We start from the raw sequence: 17724 nt of genomic DNA, 5'->3' as shown, positions 1-17724 counted from the left end.
GATCCTAATGCCAGACGACAGCCGCACCGCCGAAACCAGGCCCTCTCCCGACGCGCTGCTTGAGCATGCCGAGCGGGAGGAGCGAGGTCGCCTGAGGATATTTCTCGGCGCCGCTCCCGGTGTCGGCAAGACCTACGAGATGCTGATGTCAGGCCGCGCCAGGCTGGCCGACGGGATCGACGTGGTGATCGGCATCGTCGAGACGCATGGTCGCAAGGAGACGCAGACGCTGGTCGAAGGCTACGAGGTCATTCCTCGCCTTGAGATCGACTACAAGGGGCGCATTCTCGAGGAGATGGATCTCGACGCCATCCTCGCCCGGCGCCCGGCGCTGGTTCTGGTCGACGAACTCGCCCACACCAACGTCGCCGGCAGCCGCCACCCCAAGCGCTACCTCGACGTCCAGGAAATCCTGACGCACGGGATCGATGTCTACACGACACTGAACATCCAGCACGTCGAAAGCCTGAACGACGTCGTGGCCCAGATCACACGCGTCAGGGTGCGTGAAACCGTCCCCGACTCCATCATCGATCAAGCCGACGATGTCGAGATCATCGACCTCACCCCCGACGACCTGATCAAGCGGCTGGAGGAAGGCAAGGTCTACTTCCCCAACACCGCCCAGCGCGCCATCGAGAACTATTTCTCGCCGGGCAATCTGACGGCGCTCAGGGAGTTGGCGCTTCGCCGCACCGCCCAGCGGGTCGATGAGCAGTTGCTCAACCATATGCAGGCACACGCGATCCCGGGACCGTGGGCGGCCGGAGAAAGGGTTCTCGTCTGCGTCGACGCGCGTCCTGGCGGAGCGGCTCGCATACGCTATGCGCGCAGGCTGGCCGACCGCCTCCGTGCCCCCTGGACGGCGCTTCATGTGGACACCCCTCGCTCAGCCGCCATGCCCGAGGAGGACAAGGATCGGCTGGCGACGCAGTTGCGCCTTGCCGAGCAGCTCGGTGCCGAGGTGACGACCATTCCGGGTCAGAATGTCGCGCAAGACATCGTTCGCCATGCGACGGCGAACAACTTCACCCATATCGTGATCGGCAGGCCGACCCGATCACGCTGGCGCGAATTGATCGAAGGCTCGCTCACCTATGATCTCATCCGCGACGCCGGCAACATCAGCGTCCATGTAATTTCGGGAACCGACCAGGGCACCGACGCACCCTCGAAAAATGTCAGCGCGGCAACCGAGCAGAAGCAGTTTCAGGTTAGGCCCTACCTGCTAGCTACAGCCTATGTCATGGGCTCGCTGGCCTTCAGCACTGTTCTCGACCAGTTTCTCGACGTTCGCAATCTGGCCATTGTCTTTCTGCTGGCGGTGCTCACATCGGCTGTAATGGGCGGGCTCTGGCCAGCGTTGTACGCCTGTGTCGTCAGCGCCCTTGCATTCAACTACTTTTTCCTAGAGCCGCGCTACACACTGACGATCAGGGATCCGGAGAGCATCGTTGCGCTTGCCGTCTTCCTTGTTGTCGCCGTTATCGCCAGCAATCTGACGGCGCGGGTGCAGCGTCAAGCGATCGCTGCCAGCTCACGGGCGCGCGCCACGGAAGACATCTATCAGTTTTCAAAGAAGCTCGCCGGCGCCGGTACCCTGGACGACGTGCTATGGGCCACTGCCTTCCAGATCGCCTTGATGCTGAAGCTGCGCGTAGTGCTGCTTTTGCCCGAGGACGGCACAATCGCGGTCAAAGCCGGCTACCCACCCGACGACACGCTGGCCGAGGCCGACATCGCAGCAGCCCGCTGGGCGTGGGAGCATAACCGCGCCGCCGGGCGCGGCGCCGACACGCTGCCCGGAGCAAAACGCCTCTATCTGCCCTTGCGGACCGGACGCACGGCGGTGGGCGTCGTCGGCCTCGACAACGACAAGCAAGGTCCGCTGCTGACACCCGAGCAGCAACGTCTGCTCGATGCGCTCGCCGACCAGGCGGCGGTCGCCATCGAGCGCATCCAGCTCGTCGCCGATGTTGACCGGGCCAAGCTTGCGGCCGAGGCAGACCGTCTGCGCTCGGCCTTGCTCACCTCCATTTCCCACGATTTGAAAACGCCGCTTGCCGCCATCATGGGCGCGGCCGGAACACTCAGGGACTTCGAGGCCGCACTGCCCGAGCAGGACCGGGCGGAACTGCTGTCGACCGTGCTTGATGAATCGGAAAGGCTGAACCGCTTCATCGCCAATCTGCTCGACATGACCAAGATAGAATCCGGCACGATGGAGCCGAATTATGCATTCCACTATGTCGGCGACATTGTCGGCTCAGCCCTGCATCGGGCCCGCAAAATCGTCGGCGAGCATAAGACCGAGACCGATATTCCATCGGATCTGCCGATGTTGCGGCTCGACCCCGTTCTGTTCGAGCAGGTGCTGTTCAATCTCCTCGACAATGCTGCAAAATACGCGCCGCCAGGTTCGACGATCCGCCTGCAGGCCTGGGCCGACAATGGCAGCGTCATCCTGCAGATCATGGATGAGGGACCAGGCATTCCGCCAGCGGACCTGGAGCGCGTTTTCGACACTTTCTACCGTGTGCGCAAGGGTGACCAGGTGCGTGCCGGCACCGGGCTTGGATTGTCGATTTGCCGCGGCTTCATCGAAGCGATGGGCGGGACGCTCTCGGCGGCGAACAGGACCGACCGCTCGGGCGCGGTTTTCACCATAAGAATGCCGGTGCCGGCAGAACTCCCCGATGTCGGTGAACCCGATGCTGACGATCGAAACATGGACCACCTGTCATGACGAATTTGGACGTCAGGATATTGGTGGTCGACGACGAGCCGCCGATCCGGAAACTGCTTCGCGTCGGGCTCGGCAGCCAAGGCTATGCGATCAGCGAGGCGCCGAACGCCAGCGCGGCGATTGAACTCATGGAGACGGAAAAGCCGGACCTGGTCCTCCTCGATCTCGGCCTGCCCGGCATGAGCGGGCATGAGCTGCTGCGCAAATGGCGGGATGATGGCCTGGACATTCCCGTGGTTATTCTTTCGAGCCGCACTGATGAGGCCGGCATCGTCTCGGCCCTCGAACTCGGCGCCGACGATTATGTCACCAAGCCGTTCGGTATGAACGAGCTTGTGGCACGCATCCGCGTGGCGCTGCGCCACAAGTTCCAGCAGCAGGGTGAGAAACCGGTGTTCCACACCGGCGACCTCTCCGTCGATCTGGTGAAGCGCATCGTCAAGGTCGAGGACAAGGAGATAAAGCTCTCGCCGAAGGAATACGACATCCTCCGCATCCTCGTACAGCACGCCGGCAAGGTTCTCACCCACCAATTCCTGCTGAAGCAGGTCTGGGGCGATTCCACCGACGTTCAATATCTCAGGGTCTATGTCCGGCAACTCAGGCAAAAGATCGAAAAGATGCCCGACCAGCCCCGTTATATCACCACCGAGACCGGCGTCGGATATCGGCTGCGCGAAGTCGAGTGAAATGGGAGAGCCAGCCTCGCGTACCGCAATGCCTCCTCAAAGCCGGCAGGACGACGTAGCAATTCGCCGCGAATCAGCGGCGGCCATGGCATCGCCGGGCAAAACCCCTATATTAATCTGAGGTCGGTTTTGTGCGGGAATTAATGAATGTCACAGCTTCGTCTATTGACGTTTTTAGGGTCGGCAATGCTGGCAACGGTGATGCTGTCGGGCGTAAATCCTGCCGCATCGGCACAGATCGTCAGCCCCGCCGACCGCAACGCATTGATCCAGCAAAACCAGTTGCAGATGCTGGAGAACAGGCTGCAGCGGCAGCAATATCAGCAGCAGCAACAGCAATACCGTGCGCAGGACCGCCAAATCCCGGCGCCCCAACCGCAGGTGGTGCCGCAGATGAAGCCGACTTGTCAGTTGCTGCCGTCAGGGAGCGGCTTTGTCAGCACTTGCCGCTAACGTTTTCATTTATTTAGCCGACTTATTATGCTTGGATGCCGCCGCACCTGAGATAACATCGAAGGCGGTTTGGATTTAGCAATGCTGCCCTTCGTGCTTTGGGCACCGCTTCGACTGGATTTTTGAATGGCAGCCAGCAGAAAGAAGGTCGTCCGTAAGGCAAGGAAGGGCGCCCGGATTCGCCAGGTCGCGGCGATCCCCTTTCGGCTGAGCGAGCATGGCGATGTCGAGGTTATGCTCGTCACATCGCGAACGACGAGGCGCTTCATCGTGCCGAAAGGCTGGCCGATGAAGGGCAAGGGCGGTCGCAAGGCGGCCACCATCGAAGCACAGGAAGAAGCCGGCGTCCTCGGCAGGATATTGAAACAGCCGGCCGGCACCTATTGCTACTGGAAGCGGCTGGCGAACCGCTTCGTCCGCGTCGACGTCGTCGTCTATTTGCTGGAGGTAACCGAGGAACTTGCCGACTGGCAAGAAGCCAACAGGCGGCAGCGGGCATGGCTGGCACCGGCCGACGCGGCGCTGCTCATCGACGAGCCGGATCTTTCGACGCTGGTGAGGAACATCAGGAGTCCCGAGCTGGAGCATACCCCCAAAAAGCAGAATCCGGCTTTCGGAAAAGATCACGCTCAATAAAACATGGGGGTCTATCCCGACTCTATCGGGAATTGGCTCCAGCGCCCTCCGCTGTCGCTTGAGCCGACATCTCACTGACTGCCTTCGTCTTCCTCGGGCAAAGGCCGCGCCGGCGTGCCGGTATAGGCCCACAGCCATTCGCGCGGCAGCGGCCCTTTGTTGCGGTCGCTTTCCTGCGACTGTTCCCATGCATGGGCCAGGATGCCGACCGAGCGCGACAGTACGAAAAGGCCTCGCGTCAGCGGCGGCGGGAAGCCGAGCTCTCCGTAGATGACGGCCGTGGCGCCGTCGATATTGAGCGGGATTTTTTTGCCCTTGCCCCGCGCAACTTCCGCCTCGACCATCTCGGCGATGTCGGCGAAGCGCCCGCTGACGACGCCGCGCGCGGCAAAGTCGCGGGTCAGTTCGATGAGGCGCGGCGCCCGCGGGTCGACCGGGTGGAAGCGGTGGCCCAGCCCCGGCACATAGCCGTCTTCCCCAGCAAGGACACGATCAACCCGCGCCGACACCGCGTCCGCGAGCGGCACGCCGGCGTCCAGTTCGGCGGCGATGTCTCCGTAGAAGGAGAGCGCCTGTTCGCCGGCGCCTCCATGCACGTCGCCAAGCACGTTGACGGCCGACGCCATGGCGCTGTTGATGCCGACACCGCACGTGATCGCCATGCGGGCGATGGCGATGGACGGCGCCTGCGGCCCATGGTCGACGGCGGCACCAAGCGCGATGCCAAGCAGCGCCGCCTGCTCCTCGCTCGGCAGTTCGCCGCGCAGCATCAGCCAGATCATTGCCGGAAAGCTGACGCGGCCGATCAGATCCTGGATCTCATAGCCGCGCAGCCGGATGACGCCGGGCCGCATCTCGATGATGCCGGTCTGCCACCATTCCTCGCCGCGCGCGCGGCCAGTCTTGTTTTCCGTGTCGCTCATGCCTTCTTTTCCGTGCCGCTCATACCTTCGCTCTTTTCTTGGCGCGTGGCGGCAAACCGGCAAAAACCTCGTCCATATGCTCGCCGAGCCCCGGCGGCGGCCTGCTCGGCAAAGGTGCCTCGCCATCGACCATGAAGCCGCCGCGCACCACGGTCAGCGGCCGGTCCATCCCGGACACAGCCTGGAAGCGCGCCGTCATGCCGCGCTGGATCACCTGTTGCTCTTGCAGTACCTGCGGGATTGTCAGCACCCGGCCTGCCGGCACGCCGGCGCGATTGAACGTCTCCTCCCAGGCGGCGGCAGAGCCGCTCGCCAAGGCATCCTCGATCAGCGCTTTCAATGCAATGCGGTTCTGCTTGCGCGTTTCGCGCTCGGCAAAGCGGACATCCGACGCCAGCTCCGGCCGATCGATCAACCGGCACAGTGTGACGAACTGCTCCTGCTTGTTGGCTGCGATGTTGAGCAAGCCGTCGCCGGTGCGAAACGCGCCAGACGGTGCGGCCGTCATGTTTTCATTGCCCATCGGCTGCGGCTCGACGTCCGCCGTCAGATAGTTCGACACCGGCCAGCCGAGCGCAGAAAGCGTGCATTCGAGCATAGAGACGTCGAGGAACGCACCCTCGCCTGTCGTCTTCTGCTTGACCAGCGCGGCGGTAATGGCGAACGCCCCGACCAGCCCGCCAAGCGTATCGGCGACGGGATAGCCGACACGCAGCGGCGCCGTTTCCGGTGTACCGGTGATGCTCATGATGCCGGAAAGACCCTGGATGATCTGGTCATAGGCTGGATTGTCGCGCATCGGCCCGGTCTGGCCGAAGCCCGATATCGCACAATAGACAAGGCTTGGCCGGACCTCCTTCAGCCTGGCATGGCCAAGCCCCAGCCGGTCCATGACGCCGGGGCGGAAATTCTCGACCAGCGCGTCGGCCGAAGCGACCAGATCGAGGAAGCGTTCGCGGTCGGCCTCCTGCTTGAGATCGAGCGCCACCGAGCGTTTGCCGGCATTCTGCGCCAGGAACGAAGCGCCCATGCCCACCCGGTTGAGCTCCGGCGAGGCGCCAAGCTGGCGCGCCAGATCACCGCCTTGCGGCGTCTCGACCTTGATGACGTCGGCCCCGAGCAATGCCAGCTGGTAGGCGCAATAGGGGCCGGCCAGCACATTGGTCAGGTCAAGGATGCGGATGCCGGAAAGCAGGTCTGTCATGACGTCACGAACAGCTCAGGCATCGCCCGGCACGTGCTCCGGTCCGCGCATGCGCCTGTGCTCGATGTAAGCCCAGATATGCGGTCCAACCAACCCGATGAAGGCCAGCGTCAGCAGCGTCAGCGACAGCGGATGCTTGTAGAACACCGTCCAATCGCCGTTCGAGATGGTCATCGCGCGGCGGAACTGCGTTTCGGCAAGCGGCCCGAGAATCATGCCGATGATGACTGGCGCGGTCGGGAAATCGAAACGCCGCATCAGGAAGCCGGCGGCACCGAGCAGATAGAGGATGATGAGGTCGATCGGCGATTGCGAAATGCCGTAGGTGCCGACCGTGGCGAACACCAGAATGCCGGCATAGAGCTGCGGCGCCGGAATCTTCAGTAATCGCACCCAGAGCCCGATCAGCGGCAGGTTGAGGACGACGAGGATGACATTGGCGATGAACAGGCTGGCGATCAGCCCCCACACCAGGTCGGCCTGCGTCGTCAGCAGCAGCGGCCCCGGATTGATGCCGTAGCTCTGAAATGCCGACAGCATGATCGCGGCCGTCGCCGAGGTCGGCAGGCCGAGCGTCAGCATCGGCACCAGCACGCCGGCGGCGGATGCATTATTGGCCGCTTCCGGCCCGGCAACGCCCTCGATGGCACCGACCGTGCCGAACTCCTCCTTGTGTCTGGAGAGTTTCTTCTCGATGGCATAGGAGAGGAAGGTCGGGATTTCGGCGCCGCCGGCCGGCATGGCGCCGATCGGGAAGCCGATCAGGGAGCCGCGCAGCCATGGCCTCCACGAGCGCGACCATTCAGCCGCGGTCATGTAGAGCGACCCTTTCAACGGCACGATATCGTCCTTGCCGGCATAGCGGCGCGAGGCCATGTAAAGCGTCTCGCCAACGGCGAACAGGCCAACGGCGACGACGATGACGTCGACGCCGTCCAACAATTCGCTCATGCCGAAGGTGAAGCGCGGCTGCCCCGTCTGCAGATCGACGCCTATCATGCCGACGACGAAGCCGACGAACAGGCTGGTCAGGCCGCGCACCGACGACGAGCCGAGCACCGCCGAAACCGTGATGAAGGCCAGCACCATCAGCGAGAAATATTCGGCCGGACCGAAAGCCAGCGCGAATTTGACGACGATCGGCGCCAGGAAGGCAACGCCGATCGTGCCCAGCGTGCCGGCGACGAAGGAGCCGATCGCCGAGGTTGCCAAGGCCGCACCGCCACGGCCGGAGCGGGCCATCCGGTTGCCTTCCAGCGCGGTGACGATAGTGGCGCTTTCGCCAGGCGTGTTGAGCAGGATCGATGTCGTCGAGCCGCCATACATGGCGCCGTAATAGATGCCGGCAAACAGGATGAACGACGCCTCCGGCGCCACCTGGTAGGTGATCGGCAACAGCAACGCGATGGTCAATGCCGGTCCGAGGCCGGGCAGCACGCCGATCGCAGTCCCCAGCGTGGTGCCGACCAGGCACCATATGAGATTGATCGGCGAGAAGGCGACCGAAAATCCGTGCGCGAGATGGCCGAGCGTTTCCATGGCGTCAGCCCCTCAGCACGGCAACGACCGAATCGACGATCGCGTTCAGCTGGTTTTCGATGAAGCCGGCGCCGATATTGACGCCGAGTGCCCTGGCAAAGCCGAAATAGGCGGCCAGCGCCAGGATCAGACCGAGCAGCACGTCACGCAGCGGACGCCGGCTGCCGAAACCGTGGCAGATGAGAACGAACATGATGACAGATGCGGCGGTAAAGCCGAGCGGCTGGATCAGCACGAGGTTGGCGATCAGTCCGAGGACGACGATGCCCATCGCCTTCCAGTCGGTCGGCGTCTCCTTTTCGTCCTCCGGCTGCCATCCGCCCCGCAAGGCGGCAATGATGAGCAGCAGCGACAGGATCACCATCCCCGTCATGGTGATGTAGGGAAAGACGGTCGGACCGACCTTGGAATAGAGCGGCGACACCGGGATTGCCAGCGTCTGCCAGGCAACCGCACCCGCACAGGCGAGGAGCCCAACGCCGATCAGCAGTTCGGGCACTGCAAGGCGCGGCGGCGCCTGCTGGTCGCTGGTGCTCATCATCGTCCTCCCAATGTCGGTCCCTTGGGGCCGGTTCTCCTTGGACCGGTCTCACTCGGCCGATCTCGGCGTAGTTTCACCTCCGGCGCCGCGTATGTCCATGCGGCTGGCGAAAGTCGGCAAGGGTTGGCGCAGGCCGCCCCTTGCCGAGAGCATCACGCCAGGCCGAGGTCCTTGAGGATCGTCCCGATGCGGGCCGTGTCTTCGGCGACGAATTTCGCATAGTCGTCACCGGTGAGCAGGATCTGCGTCCAGTTGCGGTTCTTGCATTCGGTGGCCCAGGCGTCGCTCTTGGCCATCGTCTCGATCAGCTTGATCATTGCTGCCTTGTCGGCGTCCGAGACGCCGGGCGGCGCGAAGACGCCGCGCCAGTTGAACAGCTCGACGTCGATGCCGGCTTCCTTCATGGTCGGAGCATCGATGCCCTCCTGGCGTTTGTCGGCAGATATCGCCAGCAGCCGCAGCGCGCCCGCCTTGACCTGTTCGGCGAACTCGCCATAGCCCGAGATGCCGGCCGCGACCTGGTTGCCGAGCAGCGCCGACAGCGCCTCGCCGCCGCCGGCGAACGGCACATAGGACAGGTTGGTTGCAGGAACACCGACGGTCTTGGCGATGAGGCCGAACAAGATGTGGTCCGAGCCGCCGGCCGAACCGCCGGCGACTGGAACCTGCGTCGGGTCGGCCTTGAGGGCGGCAACGAAGTCGGCCGCAGTCTTGAACGGCGAGGCGGCCGGCACCACAAGCGCCTCGAACTCGCCGGTAAGGCGGGCGATCGGGGTGACCTCGGTAAGGTTGTTGGCCGCCTTGTTGGCGATGATGGCGCCGACCATGACCATGCCAGCCACCATCAGCGCATTGCCCTTGCCCTTCCACTGGTTGACGAACTGCGGCAGGCCGACGGTGCCACCGGCGCCGCCGACATTGGTGATCTGCGAGCCGGAGATCAGCTTTTCACTGCGCAGCACCTGGTCCATGGCGCGCGCCGTCTGGTCCCAGCCGCCGCCCGGCGCCGCCGGCACGAAAATCTGCAGCTGCGGTGCGTCCTGCGCGAAAGCGGGGATAAAATGCGATGCCGCGAGCCCGGCAGCACCTGCCGCCGCGGTGCTCATCAAGAATCTGCGTCTGTTCAGCATGGGATTCCTCCAAATCGCGACACCTCCTCCGGTGCCTGCCAGAAACGTAGCCTGAATTCAGACCCGCTCGATAAAATTCATGCAGAGTTTGCGTCATCCTGTCAAAGACAGAACACTCCCCATGCGCCACAATCGGCCCGTGCGATGTTCAGGCTGGCGAACTCGACGCCCGACTACGATGTGGCAGGCAGTGCCCAGACAGCATCGGTCAGGGCTGCCGCTGCAGCAGGATGGTCGGCTTGTCTTGATAGACGGTTCGCAGCACTTCGCCATAACCGCATTTTGCCGCGACGTTCAGCGAGCCGGTGTTTTCCGGATCGATGATGCAGACGGTCTTCGCGGCTGCAAATGCCTCATCGCCCCAGGCAAGCACCCGTGCGACGACTTCGCTGGCCAACCCCTGGCCATGCACGCCCGAAACCAGAGCCCATCCGGCCTCCGGAATGCCCTCGATCGACGGCGTCATGTCGCGTTTCAGATCGTGGAAGCCGGCCTCGCCGATGAAGCGGCTGGTCGCCTTTTCCTCGACCGCCCAGAAGCCGTAGCCCAGAAGCGACCACAGGCCGGCATGGCGCAGGAAACGCATCCAGCTTTCCTCCCGCGTGCGCGGCTTGCCGCCGATAAAACGGGTGACGACGGGATCGGCCCACATTGCGACATAGGCGTCGAAATCGTCCAGCCGGTGCGGTCGCAGGACCGTGCGAGAGGTCTCAATCACTGGGGCGACAATCGTCTGCGGACTGGTCATGGTCATGCCTCGGTTGTGTTGCCGGTGCCTAATGCCGGTCATCCAACGGTTAGGACAGCGACATGCATAAAATGGGGAATCAAAATCCGTTGGGTAAAACAAGAACCAAGGCTGTGTAGATCATCTTCCAGGCTGATGTGAATCCCGCCAAGCGGTGTTAGTTTTTCGCCAGTATTTGGTTCACTGCGTTCGGTTTCGGCGCTGCCGTCCGACAGAGGGGAAACAGCATGGACACCACCGACCTTGTGCTTACCATCTTCCATCATCTGCTGGTGTTTTCGCTGGCAGGCATCATCGGCGCCGAATTCGTCCTGATCCGCAGCGACCTGTCCGCCGCGACGCTGAAGCGGCTTGTCGGTATCGATCGCCATTACGGCATCATTGCCATGCTGATCATCGTCGTCGGCATCGGCCGCGTCATCTATGGTCTCAAGGGCTGGGAATTCTACGTCTACAACTGGATGTTCTGGGCAAAGATGGCCGCTTTCGCAATTGTCGGCCTGTTGTCGATTATCCCGACCGTCCGATTCCTGTCCTGGAGCAGGCAGGCGAGCGCCAGTCCCGGCTTCCAGGTGCCTGCGGCGGAGCTAGCGTCCGTTCGCACCTATGTCCGCACCGAGGCATTCATCTTCCTGTTGATCCCGGTGTTCGCGGCGGCGATGGCGCGCGGCTACGGCTATTAAGATAGGTCGGAGGAAGGGCATCGCGCGGCCCGACCTTTCCACTCATTTGCGCGGACAAACGTGCAGTTTGCCGTTTGAGGCGATTGTCATTTGTCGGGTTGCGCTAGTTATTGCTCCATCTACATTCGGTTTGAGAGGAACTCCGCGCAGCGGTTGGTAATTCGTATTCTGGGAGGAAATCACGATGAGAAAATTCGTCGCCGCGCTGGCTGCCGTTGCGGTCGCCATGCTTTACCCGTTGGCCGCGGGCGCGCAGACGTACCCCGAACGCACCATCACCGTTGTCGTGCCGTTTTCGGCCGGCGGCCCAACCGACACCGTCACGCGTCTTGTCGCGGAAGCCATGTCGAAGGACCTCGGCCAGCAGGTCATCGTCGAGAATGTCGGCGGCGCCGGCGGCACGCTAGGCGCCGGCCGCGTCGCGAATGCCGATCCTGACGGCTATACGCTGCTCCTGCATCACATCGGCATGGCGACCAGCGCGACGCTGTATAGGAACCTCGCCTACGACACGCTGAACGCGTTCGAATATATCGGTCTCGTCACAGAAGTGCCGATGACCATCGTCGGCCGCAAGGATCTCGAGCCGACCGATCTGAAGGGACTGGTCGACTATGCCAAGGCCAACAAGGACACCGTCACCGTCGCCAATGCCGGGATAGGCGCGGCCTCGCATCTGTGCGGCATGCTGTTCATGAGCGCCATCGGCACGCCGCTGGTCACCGTTCCCTACAAAGGCACTGGCCCGGCCATGACCGACCTTCTCGGCGGCCAGGTCGACATCATGTGCGACCAGACGACCAACACCACCAAGCAGATCCAGGGCGGCACGATCAAGGGCTATGCCGTAACCTCGGCGCAACGCCTCGACGTGCTTCCGGACGTGCCGACAACGACGGAAGCCGGCCTTCCGCAGGTGCAGGTCGGCATCTGGCACGGAATCTATGCACCCAAGGGCACGCCGGCCGAGATCACCGAGCGCCTGTCGAAATCGCTGCAGGTGGCGCTGAAGGATCAGAACGTCGTCGCCCGCTTTGCCGAACTCGGCACCAAGCCGTCGCCCGAGGCCGACGCCACGCCGGCCGCGCTCAAGGCCAAGCTGGAAAGTGAGATCGCGCGGTGGAAGCCTATCATCGAAGCGGCCGGCCAGTACGCCGACTAAAGCTTGAACGGGGCGCCACCAGCGCCCCGTTTTTACACGGCATGGGCAAGCCCGCGGCGCGGCCCGGGAGGACGTCATGAAACCGTTCGCAATCGACAGAACCAACGGCATTTGCGCAGCGCTGTTCATCTTCCTCGGCGCATTTTTCGCGCTGCAGTCGCTCGGCCTCGAAATCGGCACCGCCTTCCGTATGGGACCGGGCTATTTCCCGCTGGTGCTGGCGATCGTGCTGATCCTGCTTGGCGCCGTCATCCTCGTCCAAGCGGTGCGTTTCGAGAGCGACCCGATCGGCCACATCGCGTGGCGCGGCATGCTGTTCATTCTGCCCGCTCCGATCTTCTTCGGCCTGACGGTGCGCGGCCTCGGCTTTATCCCCTCGATCTTCCTGACGGCGCTAATCGCATCGTTCGGCAGCGGCCGTATGAAGCCGCTGACCGCGCTCGTGCTGTCGGCCGGCCTGACGCTGTTCGCATTCGTCGTCTTCAGCTACGCACTCGGCCTGCCGTTCCGGCGTTTCGGCCCGTGGCTGCCCCTATCATTGTGAGGAGATGAAATGGAACTCCTCAACAATCTCGCACTCGGCTTTTCGACGGCCACATCTTTGGCAAACCTCGGTTTCTGCCTGATCGGCGTCCTTCTCGGCACGCTGATTGGTGTCCTGCCCGGCATCGGCGCCACCGCAACCATTGCCATGCTGTTGCCGATCACCTTCCAGATCGGCGATCCGGTTTCCTCCCTCATCATGCTCGCCGGCATCTATTACGGCGCGCAGTATGGCGGTTCGACTACCGCCATCCTCATCAACATGCCCGGCGAATCCTCGTCGGCCGTCACCGCCATCGACGGCTACCAAATGGCCAGGAACGGTCGCGCCGGGGCGGCACTGGCGACCGCGGCGATAGGCTCGTTCTTTGCCGGCACGGTGTCGACCTTCCTCGTTGCCATCTTTGCCCCACCGCTGACGGCGATAGCGCTGAGATTCGGCGCAGCCGAGTATTTTTCGCTGATGATTGTCGGCCTGGTCTCGTCCGTCGCGCTCGCCCACGGCTCGATCGTCAAGGCACTGGCCATGGTCGTGCTCGGCCTGCTGCTCGGACTTGTCGGCACGGATATCTACACCGGCACGCCCCGCTTCACGCTCGGCATCCGCGAATATGCCGACGGGCTGAATTTCGTCGCAGTGGCGGTCGGTGTCTTCGGCGTCGCCGAGATACTGCGCAACCTCGAAAACGAGCATGAGCGTTCCGTGCTGATCCGAAAGATCTCCGGCCTTATGCCGACCCGCGAAGATTTTCGGCGCATGGCGGCCCCCATCGTGCGCGGAACAATCATCGGTTCGGCGCTCGGCATCCTGCCGGGAGGCGGCGCGATCCTTGCCGCCTTTGCCTCCTACACCGTCGAAAAACGTGTCTCGAAAAGTCCGGGGGAATTCGGCAAAGGCGCAATCGAAGGCGTCGCCGGACCGGAATCGGCCAACAATGCCGGCGCACAAACCTCCTTTATCCCGATGCTGACGCTCGGCATTCCGGCCAACCCGGTAATGGCGCTGATGATCGGCGCGATGATCATCCAGGGCATCGTACCCGGCCCCAATGTTGCGATCGAACAGCCTGCACTGTTTTGGGGTATCATCACCTCGATGTGGATCGGCAATCTGATGCTGATCGTCTTGAATCTGCCGCTAATCGGGCTTTGGGTGAAACTGCTTACGATCCCGTATTACGTGCTCTTCCCGATCATCATGGCGTTCTGCTCGATCGGCGTTTACAGCGTCAACACCAACGTCTACGACCTCTATGCAGTCGCACTCTTCGGCTTGCTTGGCTATCTCCTGACCAAGCTGCGCTGCGAACCCGCGCCGCTGCTGCTTGGCTTCGTGCTCGGCCCGCTGCTCGAGGAAAACCTGCGCCGCGCCATGATCCTCTCTCGCGGCGATCCGGGTACCTTCGTGACGAGACCGATCAGCGCCAGCCTGCTCCTCATCGCGCTCGCCGTGCTCGTCATCGTGTTTCTCCCCGCGGTCAGGAAGAAGCGCGAGGAGGTGTTTGTCGAAGAGAGCTCCTGAACGTGGACGGCGCCACATAGGAGGAACTTCAGAGTCACTTGGCTGGCACTGATTCAGTAGCCGCCTCTACTGGCCCGAGCGGCGCGATCTCGACCAGTGGTGCAGGCACGCTGGTCGTCTTTTCCTTGGCCTTGCAGATATCGGCGATGACGCAAGCCGGGCAATCCGGCTTGCGTGCCTTGCAAACATAGCGGCCGTGCAGGATCAGCCAATGATGCGCATGCCGCATATATTCATCCGGAATGATCTTCAAAAACCCTTGTTCGACCTGTTCCGGCGTCTTGCCCGGCGCCAGGCCGAGCCTGTTGCCGATGCGGAAGATGTGCGTGTCGACCGCCATCGTATGCTGGCCGAAGGCGACGTTGAGTACGACATTGGCGGTCTTGCGGCCGACACCCGGCAGCTCGACCAGTTGATCGCGATCATCGGGCACCTTGCCGCCGTGGTCGCGGATCAGGGCTTCCGACAACGCGATGACGTTCTTGGCCTTGTTGCGCCACAGCCCGATGGTGCGGATATGGTCGCCGAGCCTGGTCTCGCCCAGCGCCAGCATTTTCTGCGGCGTGTCGGCGATCTTGAACAGCGCCCGCGTCGCCTTGTTGACACCGGCGTCCGTCGCCTGCGCCGAAAGCACCACCGCCACCAGCAGCGTGAAGGCGTTGATATGTTCGAGTTCGCCTCTCGGTTCCGGCCGCTGAACGGAAAAGCGCCGGAAAATCTCATGCACCTCGGCCGGGCTGTAAAGCGCCCGCGACCTCGCCGGCCGCGGACGCGGCTTGGCGTTCGAGCCGTCGCGGCGGCCGGGCAACAGGTCTTTTTTTAGCGCCGAAGAGTTTTTGGACTTGGGGCTTGTCATTGCTTTCCTATAATATTCTGTAATGAGCGACACAAACGCCTCATTTCAGGCCGACGAGCCATTCTTCCAGGCGCTGCTGATACCGCACCGGTCGCTGGGCAAGACCGGCTTTGTCATCCTGATGGGCGCATTGCTGTTCGGGTGGCTGGTGACCGGAGCGTTTTTCCTGTCGCGCGGCGCCTGGCCGGTGTTCGGCTTCTTCGGCCTCGATGTTATTGCCATCTATATCGCCTTCCGCGCCAATTATCGTGCCGCTCGGGCTCGCGAGGAGGTGTCGGTGTCTCGCACCAGCCTCGATATCCGCAAGACTGCCCCGTCAGGCAAATCGGAAGCACATCGCTTCAATCCGTTCTGGGCACGCTTTTCGATCGCCCGCCACACCGAAATCGGCATCACCAGAATGGCGGTCGAGGCGCAAGGAAAAACAGTCTCGATCGGTGGCTTCCTCAACCCCGACGACCGCGAAAGTTTTGCCACCGCATTTTCGCGCGCTCTGGCGACCGCCAAGGCGCGCTGACGATCAAAACCGAAATCTCAACAGCCTGCCGACCCTCCGAAGAGCCGGAACGTGGCTCCAGAGGCGAAAGACCAGTCCGGCGAACCAGCTCACACGGGCGGCATGTTCGGGTTTGTACGCCATCGTTTCCTCGACCAACCGCAGGCCGGGCACTGACCGTTCCAAGTCGCGCGGATCGTTGATCGCCCAGTGGAGTTCGGCTCCGGTGGCGCGGAACGACCGGTTGAGGCGCACGAGCTTTAGACCCAGGTCGCTGTAGGCATCGCAGATAAATTCGCCGCTGGCCAGATGCGACACAAGCCGCGAAACCAGTCTTGGGCCCTCGTCAGCGGCAAGGTAGGGGGTCAGGCCCTCCGCCACGACCATCGCCGGGCGATCGCCGGACACTTCATCCAACCAGCCAGGCTCCGTGACGGATGATCCGATCAGGTGGTAATGCTCGCGCATCGGGTAGAGCTTGCGCCTGAGCTCGATGACTTCGGCGTAGTCGACGTCGAACCAGTCGACGCCGGCTGGCGGGTCGATACGGAATATTCGTGTGTCCAGCCCGCAGCCGAGATGCAGTACAATGGCGTTCGGGTTGTTCGCCAGAAAAGCCGAAACCCAGTCGTCCAGCGTCTTGGCCCGGATCGCCAGACCGACGCCGAGATTGTTGTCGACCTTGAGCCGCGAGAAATCGTAGTCGATGCGGCGAACCGCCTCGTCCGCAAAGCGGTCTTTCAGCAGCGAGTTGGGAAGCCGGCTTTCCAGCGCCTTGCCGTAGACGGTGATCAGCAGCGTTTCTTTTTCCTTGGTCAGCTGCATCTTCTCGCCGGCCATGATTGTCCTCCCCATTCAAAGCCAACTCTATCTGGGTACATGCTGCGGGAAAGCAAGTTTCGGGTGGTGATCGGCGCCGCGAAGGACGATATTCGCACTCAAGGAGATACTACCATGAACGCCCAAATGCCTCTCAAAACGACAGCAATCCTTCAGAAAGACATCACGCCTGAAGGCGGCGACTACGAAATCGTCCGTCGTGCCATCGAAAAGATCAGCCTCGACTATCGCGACCAGCCTTCGTTGGAAGTGCTGGCCGAGGAGGTCGGCGAGACGCCGACCGGGCTGCAGAAGCTGTTCACCCGCTGGGCCGGCCTGTCGCCGAAGGCTTTTCTGCAGGCCGTCACCCTCGATCATGCGCGCAAACTGCTGGATTCCGGCATGCCGCTGCTGGAAACTTCGTTCGAACTCGGCATGTCCGGCCCAGGCCGGCTGCACGATCTGTTCGTCACCCATGAAGCGATGTCGCCGGGCGACTACAAGACCCGCGGCGCAGGGCTCACCATCCGCTACGGCTATCATATCTCGCCTTTCGGCATCGCTTTGATCATGGTGACGGACCGCGGCCTTGCCGGCCTCGCCTTCAACGACCCCGGCGGCGAGCGCGCGACCTTTGCCGACATGTCCAGCCGCTGGCCGAATGCGACCTATGTCGAGGACATGGCGGCGACGGCGCCCTATGCCGCGCGCATCTTCGATCCGACGCTGTGGCGCGCCGACCAGCCGCTGCGCGTCGTCATGATCGGCACCGACTTCCAGGTCCGCGTCTGGGAGGCCTTGCTGCGCATTCCGATGGGCAAGGCCTGCACCTATTCCTCGATCGCCGCGCGCATCGGCGCACAGAGCGCCAGCCGGGCTGTCGGTGCCGCGGTCGGTGCCAATCCGATGTCCTTCGTCGTGCCGTGCCACCGGGCTCTCGGCAAGTCCGGCGCGCTCACCGGCTACCATTGGGGCCTGACGCGCAAACGCGCCATCCTCGGCTGGGAGGCGGGACAAGTCTCTTCTTGAATAGC

Annotated in this window: 18 protein-coding genes; 10 read left to right on the top strand and 8 right to left on the bottom strand. The window is 62.9% G+C overall.

Annotation, left to right across the window (positions count from 1 at the left end):
• Window positions 1–7: 7 nt before the first annotated feature.
• From NKI01_RS18280 to NKI01_RS18265, 4 genes are all read left to right on the top strand, one after another.
• Window positions 8–2746: a DUF4118 domain-containing protein gene (locus NKI01_RS18280; RefSeq protein ID WP_352910487.1), complete on the top strand. Its 2739-nt coding sequence runs from the start codon at window positions 8–10 to the stop codon at window positions 2744–2746.
• Window positions 2743–3435, top strand: a complete 693-nt coding sequence (locus NKI01_RS18275; RefSeq protein ID WP_023718987.1) for a response regulator transcription factor — start codon at window positions 2743–2745, stop codon at window positions 3433–3435. The genes NKI01_RS18280 and NKI01_RS18275 overlap by 4 nt, the downstream gene beginning before the upstream one ends.
• Before the next feature lie 147 nt (window positions 3436–3582).
• A complete protein-coding gene (locus NKI01_RS18270) occupies window positions 3583–3888 on the top strand; it encodes a hypothetical protein (RefSeq protein ID WP_023718986.1) in 306 nt (101 codons plus the stop codon).
• Between the two features lie 126 nt (window positions 3889–4014).
• Entirely contained in the window at window positions 4015–4524 is a 510-nt protein-coding gene (locus NKI01_RS18265) for an NUDIX hydrolase (RefSeq protein ID WP_352483576.1), read from the top strand.
• A 71-nt stretch (window positions 4525–4595) separates the two neighbouring features.
• On the opposite strand, the gene NKI01_RS18260 is transcribed toward NKI01_RS18265, so the two are convergent.
• The 6 genes from NKI01_RS18260 to NKI01_RS18235 all read right to left on the bottom strand — a co-directional run bounded on the left by NKI01_RS18260 (window position 4596) and on the right by NKI01_RS18235 (window position 10609).
• Window positions 4596–5447, bottom strand: a complete 852-nt coding sequence (locus NKI01_RS18260) for a citryl-CoA lyase (protein ID WP_352483577.1) — start codon at window positions 5445–5447, stop codon at window positions 4596–4598.
• A 19-nt stretch (window positions 5448–5466) separates the two neighbouring features.
• Entirely contained in the window at window positions 5467–6651 is a 1185-nt protein-coding gene (locus NKI01_RS18255) for a CaiB/BaiF CoA transferase family protein (RefSeq protein ID WP_352483578.1), read from the bottom strand.
• A gap of 15 nt (window positions 6652–6666) precedes the next feature.
• Entirely contained in the window at window positions 6667–8190 is a 1524-nt protein-coding gene (locus NKI01_RS18250; RefSeq protein ID WP_352483579.1) for a tripartite tricarboxylate transporter permease, read from the bottom strand.
• Window positions 8191–8194: 4 nt separating this feature from the next.
• Window positions 8195–8728: a tripartite tricarboxylate transporter TctB family protein gene (locus NKI01_RS18245; protein ID WP_023718981.1), complete on the bottom strand. Its 534-nt coding sequence runs from the start codon at window positions 8726–8728 to the stop codon at window positions 8195–8197.
• 155 nt (window positions 8729–8883) lie between these two features.
• Window positions 8884–9861: a Bug family tripartite tricarboxylate transporter substrate binding protein gene (locus tag NKI01_RS18240; protein WP_352453995.1), complete on the bottom strand. Its 978-nt coding sequence runs from the start codon at window positions 9859–9861 to the stop codon at window positions 8884–8886.
• 208 nt (window positions 9862–10069) lie between these two features.
• Window positions 10070–10609: a GNAT family N-acetyltransferase gene (locus NKI01_RS18235; protein WP_352483639.1), complete on the bottom strand. Its 540-nt coding sequence runs from the start codon at window positions 10607–10609 to the stop codon at window positions 10070–10072.
• A 227-nt stretch (window positions 10610–10836) separates the two neighbouring features.
• Here NKI01_RS18235 and NKI01_RS18230 point away from each other — a divergent pair, with 227 nt between their 5' ends.
• From NKI01_RS18230 to NKI01_RS18215, 4 genes are all read left to right on the top strand, one after another.
• Window positions 10837–11292, top strand: a complete 456-nt coding sequence (locus tag NKI01_RS18230; RefSeq protein ID WP_352483580.1) for a DUF2214 family protein — start codon at window positions 10837–10839, stop codon at window positions 11290–11292.
• A gap of 184 nt (window positions 11293–11476) precedes the next feature.
• Window positions 11477–12454, top strand: a complete 978-nt coding sequence (locus NKI01_RS18225) for a tripartite tricarboxylate transporter substrate-binding protein (protein ID WP_023718977.1) — start codon at window positions 11477–11479, stop codon at window positions 12452–12454.
• Window positions 12455–12530: 76 nt separating this feature from the next.
• Complete coding sequence (locus NKI01_RS18220; RefSeq protein ID WP_023718976.1) at window positions 12531–12998, top strand: tripartite tricarboxylate transporter TctB family protein; 468 nt, start codon at window positions 12531–12533, stop codon at window positions 12996–12998.
• A gap of 9 nt (window positions 12999–13007) precedes the next feature.
• Window positions 13008–14519: a tripartite tricarboxylate transporter permease gene (locus NKI01_RS18215; RefSeq protein WP_352964153.1), complete on the top strand. Its 1512-nt coding sequence runs from the start codon at window positions 13008–13010 to the stop codon at window positions 14517–14519.
• A 34-nt stretch (window positions 14520–14553) separates the two neighbouring features.
• On the opposite strand, the gene nth is transcribed toward NKI01_RS18215, so the two are convergent.
• The gene (gene nth / locus NKI01_RS18210) at window positions 14554–15375 is read right to left on the bottom strand and encodes an endonuclease III (protein WP_352495480.1); all 822 of its coding nucleotides are present in this window, start codon (window positions 15373–15375) and stop codon (window positions 14554–14556) included.
• 22 nt (window positions 15376–15397) lie between these two features.
• Here nth and NKI01_RS18205 point away from each other — a divergent pair, with 22 nt between their 5' ends.
• The gene (locus tag NKI01_RS18205; protein ID WP_023718973.1) at window positions 15398–15892 is read left to right on the top strand and encodes a DUF2244 domain-containing protein; all 495 of its coding nucleotides are present in this window, start codon (window positions 15398–15400) and stop codon (window positions 15890–15892) included.
• A 3-nt stretch (window positions 15893–15895) separates the two neighbouring features.
• Here NKI01_RS18205 and NKI01_RS18200 read toward each other — a convergent pair whose 3' ends face one another.
• Entirely contained in the window at window positions 15896–16711 is an 816-nt protein-coding gene (locus tag NKI01_RS18200; RefSeq protein WP_352495481.1) for a class I SAM-dependent methyltransferase, read from the bottom strand.
• Between the two features lie 114 nt (window positions 16712–16825).
• Here NKI01_RS18200 and NKI01_RS18195 point away from each other — a divergent pair, with 114 nt between their 5' ends.
• The gene (locus NKI01_RS18195; protein WP_352495482.1) at window positions 16826–17719 is read left to right on the top strand and encodes a methylated-DNA--[protein]-cysteine S-methyltransferase; all 894 of its coding nucleotides are present in this window, start codon (window positions 16826–16828) and stop codon (window positions 17717–17719) included.
• Window positions 17720–17724: the final 5 nt, after the last annotated feature.

Source organism: Mesorhizobium sp. M0815 (genome assembly GCF_040319995.1).
Taxonomy (GTDB): domain Bacteria; phylum Pseudomonadota; class Alphaproteobacteria; order Rhizobiales; family Rhizobiaceae; genus Mesorhizobium.
This window is presented reverse-complemented; position numbering and strand designations above follow the sequence as displayed.